This window comes from Pseudolysinimonas sp. (assembly GCF_044239695.1).
Lineage (GTDB): Bacteria > Actinomycetota > Actinomycetes > Actinomycetales > Microbacteriaceae > Pseudolysinimonas_A.
Genome location: NZ_JBIIAW010000017.1, coordinates 1 through 13,241 on the forward strand (window position 1 = coordinate 1; position 13,241 = coordinate 13,241).

The 13,241-nt window shown below is 70.1% G+C and carries 13 protein-coding genes; all 13 read right to left on the reverse strand.

Features of this window, described 5'->3' with window-relative positions; all coding sequences use genetic code 11:
* Positions 1-317, reverse strand: a 317-nt coding sequence (locus ACILQS_RS04325) for an S-adenosylmethionine synthetase N-terminal domain-containing protein (protein ID WP_395638876.1), incomplete at its 3' end; no start/stop codon positions are given.
* Positions 318-321: 4 nt separating this feature from the next.
* Positions 322-1,536 carry a bifunctional phosphopantothenoylcysteine decarboxylase/phosphopantothenate--cysteine ligase CoaBC gene (gene coaBC / locus ACILQS_RS04330; protein ID WP_395638877.1) on the reverse strand — a complete coding sequence of 405 codons (1,215 nt, stop codon included), beginning with the start codon at positions 1,534-1,536 and terminating at the stop codon, positions 322-324.
* Between the two features lie 26 nt (positions 1,537-1,562).
* A complete protein-coding gene (gene rpoZ / locus ACILQS_RS04335) occupies positions 1,563-1,823 on the reverse strand; it encodes a DNA-directed RNA polymerase subunit omega (protein ID WP_395638878.1) in 261 nt (86 codons plus the stop codon).
* Positions 1,824-1,832: 9 nt separating this feature from the next.
* A complete protein-coding gene (gene gmk / locus ACILQS_RS04340; RefSeq protein WP_395638879.1) occupies positions 1,833-2,738 on the reverse strand; it encodes a guanylate kinase in 906 nt (301 codons plus the stop codon).
* On the reverse strand, positions 2,735-3,541 hold the full coding sequence (pyrF, locus tag ACILQS_RS04345; protein WP_395638880.1) for an orotidine-5'-phosphate decarboxylase: 807 nt from the start codon (positions 3,539-3,541) through the stop codon (positions 2,735-2,737). Before pyrF ends, gmk begins: the two co-directional genes overlap by 4 nt.
* The gene (carB, locus tag ACILQS_RS04350) at positions 3,538-6,861 is read right to left on the reverse strand and encodes a carbamoyl-phosphate synthase large subunit (RefSeq protein WP_395638881.1); all 3,324 of its coding nucleotides are present in this window, start codon (positions 6,859-6,861) and stop codon (positions 3,538-3,540) included. Before carB ends, pyrF begins: the two co-directional genes overlap by 4 nt.
* A complete protein-coding gene (carA, locus tag ACILQS_RS04355; protein ID WP_395638882.1) occupies positions 6,861-7,994 on the reverse strand; it encodes a glutamine-hydrolyzing carbamoyl-phosphate synthase small subunit in 1,134 nt (377 codons plus the stop codon). Before carA ends, carB begins: the two co-directional genes overlap by 1 nt.
* A complete protein-coding gene (locus ACILQS_RS04360) occupies positions 7,991-8,485 on the reverse strand; it encodes a hypothetical protein (RefSeq protein WP_395638883.1) in 495 nt (164 codons plus the stop codon). Before ACILQS_RS04360 ends, carA begins: the two co-directional genes overlap by 4 nt.
* Positions 8,478-9,773 carry a dihydroorotase gene (locus ACILQS_RS04365; protein ID WP_395638884.1) on the reverse strand — a complete coding sequence of 432 codons (1,296 nt, stop codon included), beginning with the start codon at positions 9,771-9,773 and terminating at the stop codon, positions 8,478-8,480. The genes ACILQS_RS04360 and ACILQS_RS04365 overlap by 8 nt, the downstream gene beginning before the upstream one ends.
* The gene (locus ACILQS_RS04370) at positions 9,770-10,714 is read right to left on the reverse strand and encodes an aspartate carbamoyltransferase catalytic subunit (protein ID WP_395638885.1); all 945 of its coding nucleotides are present in this window, start codon (positions 10,712-10,714) and stop codon (positions 9,770-9,772) included. The genes ACILQS_RS04365 and ACILQS_RS04370 overlap by 4 nt, the downstream gene beginning before the upstream one ends.
* The gene (gene pyrR, locus ACILQS_RS04375; protein WP_395638886.1) at positions 10,714-11,265 is read right to left on the reverse strand and encodes a bifunctional pyr operon transcriptional regulator/uracil phosphoribosyltransferase PyrR; all 552 of its coding nucleotides are present in this window, start codon (positions 11,263-11,265) and stop codon (positions 10,714-10,716) included. The genes ACILQS_RS04370 and pyrR overlap by 1 nt, the downstream gene beginning before the upstream one ends.
* Positions 11,266-11,349: 84 nt before the next feature.
* Positions 11,350-12,195 (reverse strand): ABC transporter permease, encoded by an 846-nt coding sequence (locus ACILQS_RS04380; protein ID WP_395638887.1) that lies wholly within the window; start codon positions 12,193-12,195, stop codon positions 11,350-11,352.
* On the reverse strand, positions 12,170-13,207 hold the full coding sequence (locus tag ACILQS_RS04385; protein WP_395638888.1) for an aliphatic sulfonate ABC transporter substrate-binding protein: 1,038 nt from the start codon (positions 13,205-13,207) through the stop codon (positions 12,170-12,172). Before ACILQS_RS04385 ends, ACILQS_RS04380 begins: the two co-directional genes overlap by 26 nt.
* Positions 13,208-13,241 lie beyond the last annotated feature (34 nt).

Genomic DNA, 13,241 nt, shown 5'->3' on the forward strand with positions numbered 1-13,241 from the left:
CCCTGCGCGATGTCGGGCGACTGGCCGCCGATCGAGATCTCGACACCGCACGAGCGGCCGTCGAACCAGACGTCGGAGCCGGTGTAGCCGATATCGGTGATGGTCTTGCGCACGATACCCGGGATGTCGACGTAGCTCGAGGTCGTGACCTCGCCCGCCACGTGCACGAGGCCCGTGGTCACGAGCGTCTCGACCGCGACCCGGGCGGCCGGATCGGCGGCAAGCATCGCGTCGAGAATCGAATCGCTGACCTGATCGCAGATCTTGTCCGGGTGCCCCTCGGTCACGGACTCCGAGGTGAACAGGCGCAGGCTCAAGCGGTTACTCCGAAGGTGTGGGGCGGGGCGGCGGGATCAGATCGAGGATGCGATCGGCGACATCGGACTTGCTGCCCGAGGCCTCGGTCACTCTATCGCCGCCACCCGTCAGCACGACGATGTCGTTGCTCGGGGTGCCGAAGCCTTCGGCCCAGCCGACCCTGTTGAGGACGAGCAGGTCGACGCCCTTGCGCGCCGCCTTCGCCCGGCCGAGCTCGAGCAGTTTCACCGGGTCGAGCTCGGTCTCCGCGGCGAACCCGATGATCGTCTGGCCGGGCCGTCGGGCGGCGGTCAGTTCGCGCAGGATGTCGGGGTTCCGCACGAGGCGCAGGTCGAACACGTCGCCCTGCGTCTCCTTCTTGATCTTGCCCTCGGCCACGGTCTCCGGCCGGTAGTCGGCGACCGCCGCGGCCATCACCACGACATCCGCCGTCTGCGCCTCCGCGAGGGCGGCGTCGCGCAGCTCGGCCGTCGTCGACACGTGCCGCACGTCGAGCCCGACGGGGTCGGCATCCAGGACGCCGTCCTCGATGTTCGCCACGACGAGCACGACATCGGCACCCCGGGTTGCGGCGGCGCGGGCGATCGCGACACCCTGCCGGCCCGACGACCGGTTGCCGATGAAGCGCACCGGGTCGAGCGGTTCGCGGGTACCCCCGGCGGTCACCAGGACGCGCAGGCCCGCAAGATCCCGCGGGCCGACGAGCGACAGCGCGGCGGCGACGATGTCGTCGGGCTCCGACATCCGTCCCGGCCCGCTGTCGGCGCCGGTGAGCTGTCCCGACGCGGGACCGACGACGTGGATGCCGCGCGCGCGCAGCGTGGCGATGTTGGAGACGGTCGCGGGGTTGCGCCACATCTCGGTGTGCATCGCCGGGGCGACGACGAGCGGTGCGGTGCTCGCGAGGATCGTGTTGCCGAGGAGGTCGTCGGCGTGACCCGCGGCGATCTTCGCGATCGTGTTCGCGGTCGCCGGCGCGACGACGATCAGGTCGGCCGCCTGGCCGATCGCGACGTGCCGCACCTCGGCCACGCCCTCGTAGAGGTCGCTGTGCACGAGGTTGCGGCTGATCGCCTCGAGGGTCGGGCGGCCGACGAAACGCAGCGCTTTCTCCGTCGCGACGACGTGCACGTCATGTCCGGCGCGCACGAGGGCGCGCACGACGCCGACGGCCTTGTAGGCCGCGATGCCGCCGGTGATGCCGACGACGATGTTCACGCTGTCGCGACTGTTCGGGAGAAGGGTTACTCGGTGACGAGCGGCTTGAGGACGAGCTTGTCCTCGTTGATCTCGTGCATCGCGACCGAGAGCGGCTTGTCGTCGATCGTCGAGTCGACGAGCGGACCGACGTTGTCGAACAGCGAACCCTCGTGCAGATCGGCGTAATAGTCGTTGATCTGACGTGCGCGCTTGGAGGCGAAGATCACGAGCTGGTACTTGGAGTCCACCTTCGAGAGCAGTTCGTCGATGGGCGGGTCGATGATGCCGCTGGTGCGATCGGCCATGGGGTCTCCCTAAAGTCTCTCGTGCCCGGTTGCAGGCACATCCAACAATTCTACGACCTCGCGGGCCGCTTGGCCGACTTCGTGGTTCACGACTTTCACGTCGAACTCGTCCTGGGCCGCCATCTCGACCTTCGCGGTCTCCAACCGGCGGGCCTGCTCCTCCGGCCCTTCGGTGCCTCGTCCGCGCTGTCGTCGCACCAGCTCCTCGATCGTCGGCGGCAGCAGGAAGACCAGCAGGGCCTCCGGCATCGCGGCCTTGACGGCTCGGGCGCCCTGGATGTCGATCTCGAGGAGCACGCTCTTGCCGTCGGCAAGCGCCCGGTCGACCGGCGGTCGCGGGGTCCCGTACTTGTAGGCGTTGTGCACGACCGCGTACTCGAGGAAGTCGCCGCGCTCGATCATCGCGTCGAACTCCGAGTCGCTCACGAAGTAGTAGTGCTCGCCCTCGACCTCGCCCGGACGTGGCGGCCGGGTGGTCGCCGACACGCTCAGCAGCACGTCGGGATAGGTCGCGCGGATGTGCCGGGACACCGTGCCCTTGCCGACCGCCGTCGGCCCGGCGAGCACGACGAGGCGGCTCTGCTTCGGGGCGATGCCCTCGCGTCGCCGAAGATAGTCGCGCAGTGCGCCGCGCTGTCGTACACCGAGTCCGCCGACGCGCTTGGCGGGCGAGATGCCGAGGTCGGCCATCACCCGCTCGGTGCGCGTCGGACCGAGGCTCGGCACGCTCTTCAGCAGCTCGGTCACGCGCAACGTCGCCTCGGGCGCGGTCGGCTCCCCCGACCACGCGGTCTCGGCGACGTCGAGGGCGGTGCGTTCGCGGGACGCGACCTGCCGCTTCACCTCGGCGCGAGCCCGCCGGGCGGCGACGGCGGCGCGGGATCCCGCAACGCGATCGACCTCGGGCGGCTTCACGGCAGACTCCGCAGTTCGCCCTGAAGGGACTCGATCGCCGGGATCACGCCCGAGGGTCCGGCCCCGAGGATCTCCCGCGACACGTGCACGGCCACCCGGGGCGCCGCGGAACCGAAGACCCGGGCGAGGTCGCCGAGCCGGGCGCCCTGCGCGCCGAACCCCGGGGCGAGGATGGGCACGTCACCGAAGCCGTCCGGGGCGAGACCGTAGTCGCTGAGTTCGACGGTCGCCCCGATCACGAGGCCCGCCGTCCCGGGAAGCGCGCACACGTCGTCGACGAGAGCGGCGGCGACGGTCCGGCCGTCGGGGCGCACCGCCGTCTGCGTGGCGATCGACTCGGGGTTGGAGGTCGCAGTGACGACGATCACGCCCTTGCCGTGCTCCTCGGCGAGGGCGAGCGCACCCGAGAGCGACCCCAGCCCCTGGTAGGCGACCGCGGTCATCGCATCGGCTTCGAGGGGCGACCCCGGGGTGAGCCAGGCGGCGCCGTAGGCATCCATCGTCGTGCCGATGTCGCCGCGCTTGACGTCGGCGATCACGAACAGGCCCGCTGCCCGCGCCGCGGCCAGCACGTCTTCGAGGGCGGCGTACCCGGCCGAGCCGTACCGCTCGAAGAACGCCGCCTGCGGCTTGACGATGCCCGCCCGGCCGGCCACGGCATCCACCGTTCGCAGTCCGAACTCGCGCACGCCCGCCGCCGACCGCGGCAGCCCCCAGATGTCGAGCAGCCCGTCGTGCGGGTCGATGCCCACGCAGAGTCGGCCCCGGGAGAGCACGGCACGGAAGCGGGCGGCGAACGTCATCGAGCCGCCGCCTCCGCGGTGGCTGCGGCCAGCGATGCCGCGCGGTCCAGCGCGTAGTCCTGCAACGAGCGCACCCGGATGTCGCCGTGCGCGACCTCGAACGACGCGACCGCGGCACCGAGCTGGGCGATCGTGGTGAACAGCGGCTTGTCGGCCGCCACGGTCGCCGTGCGGATCTCGAAGCCGTCCGCCCGTGCCGAGCGTCCCGACGGGGTGTTGATCACGACGTCGATCTTGCCCGCGTTGATGAGTTCGACGATCGAGGGGTCGGCCTCGTCGGTCTCCTGCCCCATGAAGAACTTGCGCACCGTCGTCGCCGGGATGCCGTTGCGCGCGAGCACCTCGGCGGTTCCGGAGGTCGCGACGATCTCGAAGCCGAGCTGGGTGAGCCGCAGGATCGGCAGCACGATCGCGCGCTTGTCCCGGTCGGCGACCGAGACGAACACGACCCCGGAGTCGGGCAGCCCGCCGTAGGCGGCATCCTGGCTCTTGGCGAACGCGCGCGGGAAGTCGGCGTCGATGCCCATGACCTCGCCGGTCGAGCGCATCTCCGGCCCGAGCACCGAGTCGACGATCTGCCCCTCGCGGGTGCGGAAGCGCTTGAACGGCAGCACCGCCTCCTTGACCGAGACGGGTGCGTCGAGCGGCACGTACTCCCCGTCCGCGGCCGGCAGCAGACCGTCTGCCACGAGTTCACGGATGCTGCGACCGACCATCACGAGCGACGCCGCCTTCGCGAGCGGGATGCCGAGCGCCTTCGACACGAACGGCACCGTCCGCGAGGCCCGAGGGTTCGCTTCGAGCACGTAGAGCACTCCGGCACCGATCGCGAACTGCACGTTGAGCAGCCCGCGCACCCCGATGCCTTCGGCGATCTTCCGCGTCGCCTCGACCACGCGGGTCTGCACGTCGCGACCGAGCGTCACCGGCGGCAGCGTGCAGGCCGAGTCGCCGGAGTGCACGCCGGCCTCCTCGATGTGCTCCATTATGCCGCCGACGTACAGCTCGGTGCCGTCGTAGAGCGCGTCGATGTCGATCTCGAGCGCGTCGTCGAGGAAACGGTCGACCAGCAGCGGCGAGCCGGGGCCGATGATCGCCTGCTCCCGCACCCGGTCGAAGTAGTCCTCGAGACTCGGGGTGTCGTAGACGATCTCCATCCCGCGCCCGCCGAGCACGAACGACGGCCGCACGAGGACCGGGTAGCCGATCCCCTCGGCGACCTCGACGGCGGAGGGGGCGTCGGTGGCGATGCCGTTCTTCGGGGCGAGCAGACCGGCGGCATCGAGGATGTCGGAGAACAGCCCGCGTTCTTCGGCCAGGTCGATCGCCGAGGGTGAGGTGCCGAGGATCGGCACCCCGGCGGCTTCGAGTCCCTTCGCGAGCCCGAGGGCGGTCTGACCGCCGAGCTGGACGATGACGCCGACGAGTTCGCCCGACTGCGACTCCGCGTGGATGACCTCGAGCACGTCCTCCAGGGTGAGCGGCTCGAAGTAGAGCCGATCGGAGGTGTCGTAGTCGGTCGACACCGTCTCGGGATTGCAGTTGATCATGATCGTCTCGAAGCCGTACGCCTGCAGGGCGAACGAGGCGTGCACGCACGAGTAGTCGAACTCGACGCCCTGCCCGATGCGGTTCGGACCGGAGCCGAGGATGACGACTTTGCGCGCCTGCGACGGCGCGACCTCGGTCTCGAGGTCGTACGACGAGTAGTGGTACGGCGTGAGGGCGGGAAACTCGCCGGCGCAGGTGTCGACGGTCTTGAACACCGGTCGCACCCCGAGCTGCCAGCGCAGGTTGCGCACCTCCTGCTCGGTCAGACCGCGCAGCTCGGCGATCTGCACGTCGGAGAAGCCGTGGTCCTTGGCCAGCACGAAGAAGGCGCGGTCGAGCTTGAGCGACCCGGCAAGCGTGTCGGCGACCTCGTTGATGAGCACGATCTGATCGAGGAACCAGGGGTCGATCTTGGTCGCCTCGAAGGCCTCCTCGATCGTCGCGCCCTTGCGCAGCGCCTGCTGCAGGGTCACGATGCGGCCGTCGGTCGGGACCCGTGAGATCTCGAGCAGCTCGGCCTTCGACCGCGGCTCCGCCCCCCAATGGAAGCTGCTCCCCCGCTTCTCGAGGCTCCGCAGCGCCTTCTGCAGGGCGGTCGAGTAGTTGCGGCCGATCGCCATCGCCTCGCCGACGCTCTTCATCGTCGTGGTGAGGGTGGCATCCGCCGACGGGAACTTCTCGAACGCGAAGCGCGGCACCTTGACGACGATGTAGTCCAGCGTCGGCTCGAACGAGGCCGGCGTGACCTTCGTGATGTCGTTGGGGATCTCGTCGAGCCGGTAGCCGATCGCGAGCTTCGCGGCGATCTTCGCGATCGGGAAGCCCGTCGCCTTCGATGCGAGCGCCGACGACCGCGAGACCCGCGGGTTCATCTCGATGACGATCACGCGGCCGGTGTTCGGCTCCACCGCGAACTGGATGTTGCAGCCGCCGGTGTCGACCCCGACGCGGCGGATGATGTCGATGCCGATGTCGCGCAGGTTCTGGTACTCGCGGTCGGTGAGGGTGAGCGCCGGGGCGACCGTGATCGAGTCCCCGGTGTGCACGCCGACCGGGTCGACGTTCTCGATCGAGCAGACGACGACCGTGTTGTCGGAGGTGTCGCGCATCAACTCGAGCTCGTACTCCTTCCAGCCGAGGATCGACTCCTCGAGCAGCACCTCGGTGGTCGGCGACTGGTGCAGGCCGTCGCCGACCATGCGCAGCAGCTCCTCGCGGTCGTAGGCGAAACCCGAGCCGAGACCGCCCATCGTGAACGACGGCCGCACCACGAGCGGGTAGCCGAGGTCGTCGGCGGCGTCGACTGCCTCGCCGATCGTGTGCACGATGTGGCTGCGGGCGACGTCGGCCCCGGACTCGAGCACGAGTTCCTTGAAGAGCTGACGGTCCTCGCCCTTCTTGATCGCCTCGACCTTCGCGCCGATCAGCTCGACGCCGTACTTCGCGAGGATCCCCTCCTCGTCGAGCTTGATCGCCGCGTTGAGCGCCGTCTGCCCGCCGAGGGTCGGGAGGATGGCATCCGGCTTCTCGTGCTTGATGATCGCCTCGAGCGCCTCGGAGGTGATCGGCTCGATGTACGTGGCATCCGCGAAGTCGGGATCGGTCATGATCGTCGCCGGGTTCGGGTTCACCAGGATGACGCGCACGCCCTCCTCGCGCAGCACGCGGCAGGCCTGCGTTCCCGAGTAGTCGAACTCGGCCGCCTGGCCGATCACGATCGGACCCGATCCGATGACGAGGACCGAGTGGATGTCTTCCCGCTTGGGCATTACTTCGCTTTCCGGGTCTCGAGGACCATGTCGCGGAATCTGTCGAACAGGTAGTTGGCGTCGTGCGGACCGGCCGCGGCCTCGGGGTGGTACTGCACCGAGAACGCCGGGATGTCGAGCGCCCGCAGCCCCTCGACCACCTGGTCGTTCAGCCCGACGTGGCTGACTTCGACCTTGCCGTAGCCGTGCGGGCTCTCGACGGGACCGTCGAGCGGAGCATCGACGGCGAACCCGTGGTTGTGCGCCGTGATCTCGACCTTGCCGGTCGTCCTGTCGAGCACCGGCTGGTTGATCCCGCGGTGGCCGAACGGCAGCTTGTAGGTGCCGAAGCCGAGGGCGCGACCGAGCAACTGGTTGCCGAAGCAGATGCCGAAGAACGGCAGCTGCCGGTCGAGCAGCTCGCGCAGTAGGGCGACGTGTCCGTCGGAGGCCTCGGGGTCGCCCGGTCCGTTCGAGTAGAAGGCGGCGACCGGGTCGATCGCCAGCACCTGCTCGAGCGTCACGTTCTGCGGCAGCACGTGCACCTCGAAGCCGCGCGCGGCGAGGTTGTCGACCGTCGACTGCTTGATGCCAAGGTCGAGGATCGCGAGATTTCCGATCTTGTCGCCCACGGCCGGGGTGACCACGGGTTCGGTGACGGAGACCTCCGCGGAGAGGTTGAGTCCGGTCATGTCGCGCCCCGAGCGCACGATCGCGAGCTGCTCGTCGGCCGTGAGGTCGGCATCCGGGCCGGAGAAGACGCCCGCCTTCATCGCGCCCGAGTCGCGCAGCCGGCGGGTGATCGCCCGGGTGTCGATGCCGGAGATCCCGACGATGCCGGTGTCGGTCAGTTCGTCGTCGAGCGAGCGCAGGCTGCGGAAGTTGCTGACGACCCGGGAGGGGTCGCGCACGACGTAGCCGGCGACCCAGATCCTGCGGGATTCCTGATCCTCGTCGTTCATCCCGGTGTTGCCGATGTGCGGCGCCGTCTGCACGACGATCTGCCCGGCGTAGGAGGGATCGGTGAGGGTCTCCTGGTAGCCGGTCATCCCCGTCGCGAACACCGCCTCGCCCAGGGTGCGACCGCGGGCTCCGTAGGCACGGCCCTCGTAGCGGGTGCCGTCCTCGAGGACGAGATAGGCGCTGTCGGTCATGCGGCTTCCTTCGAGACTGGGGTGATCGTGGTGAGCGCCGCGACGAGGACATCCGGGTCGGGAACGCGCAGGTTGGTGTCGACGAGCACGTCGCCGAGGGTCCAGCGCACGAAGACCAGACCGTCCCTGCCGACGACCCGGTCGATCGTCCAGGTGGCCCGCCCCACCCCGTCGATCGAGGAAGCGGCGATGAAGGCATCCGGCTGCCCCGCGATGCTCAGCACGATGCCCTCCGGGTGCACGGCGACACCCGCGCGGGCGCGGAACGCGAGACCCCGCACGGCGATGCGGTCGGTCGGCGACTCGGCGCGCGTCGTCGCGACGTAGAACCCGTCGGCGACCGCGAGAGGTGCGCCCACGGCGGCCGGCGGAGTCGCGAGCGCCGGGAGCCCCGCCTGACGGCGACGACGAGCGCGCCAGCCGAGGGCGAGCCCGGTGAACACCACGACGAGGATGCCGACGATGACGAGGGTGGGCGTGAGCCTATCCACGGGAGACCTCCTGTGGGTCGCGGAGGACGCCGTCGAGAACGGTCGGCACCCCGCGATGGATCGTGGTGACGACGCGGCCGGGAAGCTCGCGCCCCAGGTACGGCGAGTTGACGCTGCGCCCGTGCAGGTGATCCACCGAGAAGACGCTGCGGGCCGACGGGTCGACGAGGGTGAGATGCGCCGGCGCTCCGACCGCGAACGGGGTGTCGTAGCCGGCGAGGCGGCCGATCGCGGCAGGCGCCGACGAGAGCACCCGCGCGACGTCGCTCCAGCCGAGCAGGCCGGTGTCGACCATCGCGGACTGCACGACGCTCAGGGCGCTCTCGAGACCGACCATGCCGAAGGAGGCCTCGGCCCAGGCCGCCTCCTTCGACTCGACCGGATGCGGCGCGTGGTCGGTCGCGACGATGTCGATCGTGCCATCGGCCAGCGCCGCGCGCAGGGCGGCGACATCCTCATCGCGGCGCAGCGGCGGGTTCACCTTGAAGCGGGCGTCGTAGCCGGACGCGAGCTGCTCGGTGAGCAGCAGGTGGTGCGGCGTGACCTCGGCGGTGACCTGGATGCCGCGGGCCTTCGCCCAGCGCACGATCTCGACACTGCCGGCGGTCGACACGTGGCAGACGTGCAGGCGGGCGCCGACGGCGTCGGCGAGCAGCACGTCGCGCGCAATGATCGACTCCTCGGCGACGGCGGGCCAGCCGGCGAGGCCGAGTTCGGAGGCGAGCGGCCCCTCGTTCATCTGCGCGCCCTCGGTCAGCCGCGGCTCCTGCGCGTGCTGCGCGACGACGCCGTCGAAGGTCGAGACGTACTCGAGCGCGCGGCGCATCAGCAGGGCGTCGTGCACGCACTTGCCGTCGTCGCTGAAGACGCGCACGGCGGCGCGCGATCGGGCCATCGCGCCGATCTCGGAGAGACGTTCCCCCGCCAGACCGATCGTCACGGCGCCGATCGGACGGACCGTGACGTAGCCGTGCTGTTCGCCGAGCGACCAGACCTGCTCGACGACGCCCGCGGTGTCCTGCACGGGGCTCGTGTTGGCCATCGCGAACACCGCGGTGAACCCACCGGCCGCGGCGGCGCGGGATCCGGTCAGCACCGTCTCGCTCTGCTCGAAGCCCGGCTCCCGCAGGTGGGTGTGCAGGTCGACGAGGCCCGGTAGCGCCTGCAGCCCGTCGGCGTCGATGACCGTCGCGCCGGAACCGGCCGACTCGACGAACACGCCGTCGGCGATGGCCAGGTCGGCGCGCGTGCCGTCGGGCAGCGTCGCCGACTTGATCAGGATGTTCATGCGGCGCTCCCGGTCAACACGAGGTACAGAACCGCCATTCGGATCGAGACCCCGTTGGTGACCTGATCGAGGACGAGGGATCGGGCCGAGTCGGCCGCCGCTGCAGAGATCTCGAGCCCGCGGATCATCGGTCCGGGGTGCATCACCATCGTATCCGGGCCCAGGGCGGCGAACCGGGCGTCGTCGAGGCCCCACTCGCGGGAGTACTCGCGTTCGTTGGGGAAGAATGCGGCGTTCATCCGCTCCGCCTGGATGCGCAGCATCATCACGACATCCGGCTTCTCGCGCAGCGCCTCATCGAGGTCGTGCCGCACCGTCGCGGGCCAGGTGCCGACGCCCGTGGGGAGCAGGGTCGCCGGAGCCACCAGGGTGACCTCGGCACCGAGGGTGGAGAGCAGCCACAGGTTCGACCGCGCTACCCGGGAGTGCAGGATGTCGCCGACGATCGTGACGTTCAGGCCCTCGAGGTCCCGGCCGCGCGACGCGTCGCCGTGCCGGGCCTTGCGCATCGTGTACGCGTCGAGCAGTCCCTGCGTCGGATGCTCGTGGGTGCCGTCGCCGGCGTTGATCACGGCGGCGTCGATCCAGTTGCCGTCGGCGAGGGTGCGGGCCGCCCCCGACGCCGGGTGGCGCACCACGACCGCGTCGATCCCCATCGCGGCGATGGTCTGGGCGGTGTCCTTGAGTCCTTCGCCCTTCGAGACGCTCGACCCCTTGGCACTCAGCGTGATGACGTCGGCCGACAGGCGCTTCGCGGCCGACTCGAACGAGAGCCGCGTGCGCGTGGAGTCCTCGAAGAACAGGTTCGCGACCGTGCGACCCTGGAGGGTCGGCAGTTTCGGGACGGCGCGGCGGGCGACGTCGGCCATGTCCTCGGCGACATCGAGGATGCCGATCGCGTCATCCCTCGACAGGTCGCGGGTGCTCAGCAGGTGGCGCATCACTCCCCGCCCCGCTGCAGCACGTCGTCGATCTCGATCAGGTCGACCCCGTCGGTCTCGACGAGTCGCACGTTGATGCGCTCGGCGACCGAGGTCGGGAGGTTCTTGCCCACGAAGTCGGCGCGGATCGGCAGCTCGCGGTGGCCGCGGTCGACGAGCACCGCGAGCCGCACCGCGCGGGGACGTCCGTGCGCGCTCAGCGCGTCGAGGGCGGCGCGGATGGTGCGGCCCGAGTAGAGCACATCGTCGACGAGCACGACGGTCTTGCCGTCGATGCCGCCTTCGGGGATCCGCGTGGGCTGCGGGCTGCGCGTCGGCTGGGTGCGCAGGTCGTCGCGGTACATCGTGACGTCGAGCGCGCCGACGACGCCGGTGCCGGGCTCGAGCCGCTCGAGGATGTCGGCGATCCGTTCGGCGAGCAGCACGCCACGCGTCGGGATGCCGAGCAACACCAGATCGGAGGAACCGCGGTTCGACTCGAGGATCTCGTGCGCGATGCGGGTGAGCGCTCGCGTGATGTCAGCCTGCTGCAGCACGGGGCGTGCAGTCATCCTGACCTCCTTCCCCGTCTCTCTGGACGGACTTAAAGGTGGTCCTTTTCGAGCCGATCCTACAGGACAGCGCGCGTGACAGGCTCAGCCCCAGCGGCGGTTCAGCCAGCGTTCGAACACTCCGATGAGCGCGTCGGTGGTCTTGCCGAGCACGGCGAGCAGGATGATCGCGAGGAAGATCCGATCGACGCGTCCGTTCTGGCCCGAGTCGAGCAGCAGGAATCCGAGACCCATCGACGACGACAGCAGTTCGGCGGCGACCAGGAACAGCCAGGACTGCGCGAGCGCGAGCCGCAGACCGCTGACGAGCGCCGGGATGACGGCCGGCAGTTGCACCGTGCCCAGCAGTTGCAGACGCCCGAGCCCGAACGCCCGCCCCATCTCGACGAGCTGGGGATCGACGTGGCGCAGGGCGATCGAGATCGTCGTGAACACCGGGAAGGCGGCGCCGATCGCGATCAGGGTGACCTTCGGCACCTCGCCGATGCCCAGGTAGAGCAGCAGCAACGGCACCCAGGCCAGGGACGGCACGGCGCGCAGCGCGCCGATGATCGGCGAGAACAGGATGCTGGCGTTGCGGGACAGCCCGACGAGGGCGCCGAGCACGAGACCGACTCCCGCACCGATCACGAAGCCCGTGAGCACCCGCTGGGTCGAGATGGCGACGTCGCGGAAGAGCTGCCCGCGCTGCGCGAGGTCGACCGCGGCCGCGCCCACCATCTCGGGCGAGGGCAGGCGGTAGACGGGAACGGCACCGCTCGCCGAGACGCCCCACCAGGCGGCGAAGATCGCGACGGGGATGAGCGCCCCGCCGACGATCGTCCACCAGCGCGGCGCACGGTCCGCACGGCGCGCCGGAGCGGCGGACCCGGTGTCGGGAACCGCCGCTCCGGTCAGGAACTCGTCAGTCGAAGAAGGCAGGGTCCGCATCCTCTGCATAGGTCGGCTCGAGCAGCGACGCGAGGGCGTCGTCGATCTGGTCCTGCGTCGGCACGTCGCCGTTCGCGACGAAGATCGGCCCGATGATCTCGAGCACCGCGACCTGAGCGTCGCCGGGGACGCCGCTCACCTCGAGGTTGGTGCGGTCGAGGATGACGGCGCTCGCGATGGCCGGGTCGATCGCGGCGACCTCGGCGAGGATCGCCGCGGTCTCCTCCGGGTTCTCGATCGCCCAGGCGCGAGCGGCCTCGTAGGCGTTGACGACGAGCTGCGCGAGGTCGGGCGACGTCTGCAGGAACGACTCGGTCGCGTTCAGGAAGCCGTAGCTGTTGAAGTCGATGTTGTCGTAGATGATCTCGGTCCCGGCGGTCTCGACACTCGTCGAGAGCAGCGGGTCCAGGCCCGACCAGGCGTCGACGGCACCGGACTCGAGGGCCGCCTTGCCGTCGGCGTGCTGCAGGTTCTCGATCGTGACCTCGTCGAGCCCGATCCCGGCCTCGTCCAGCGTCTGCAGCAGGAAGAAGTAGGGGTCGGTGCCCTTGGTGACGGCGATGCGCTTGCCGACGAGGTCGTCGACCTCGGTGATGTCCGATCCGGCGGGAACCGCGATCGCGGCCCAGTTCGGCTGGCTGTAGATGTCGATGACCTTGATGGGCGAACCGTTCGATCGTGCGAGAAGTGCCGCCGATCCCGCCGTCGAGCCAACGTCGAGCGACCCGGCGCGCAGGAACTCGTTCGCCTTGTTCGACCCGGCCGACTGGATCCAGTTGATCGTGACGTCGCCGCCGGTGGCCTCCTCGAGCCAGCCCTGGTCCTTGATGATCAGGCTGAGCGGGTTGTAGGTCGCGAAGTCGATGTTGAGCTCCGAGGCGCTCCACCCGCCTTCGCCGAGGGCGGGACCGGCCGGCTCGGCCGGAGCGTCTTCGCCGGCGACGCACCCGGTGAGGGCGAGCGTCGCGGCGGTCGCGATCGCCGCGAGTGCGACGAGGGGACTCTTCTTCATGGTGCGATTCCTTTGCTGGGGAAAGTGGACGGAT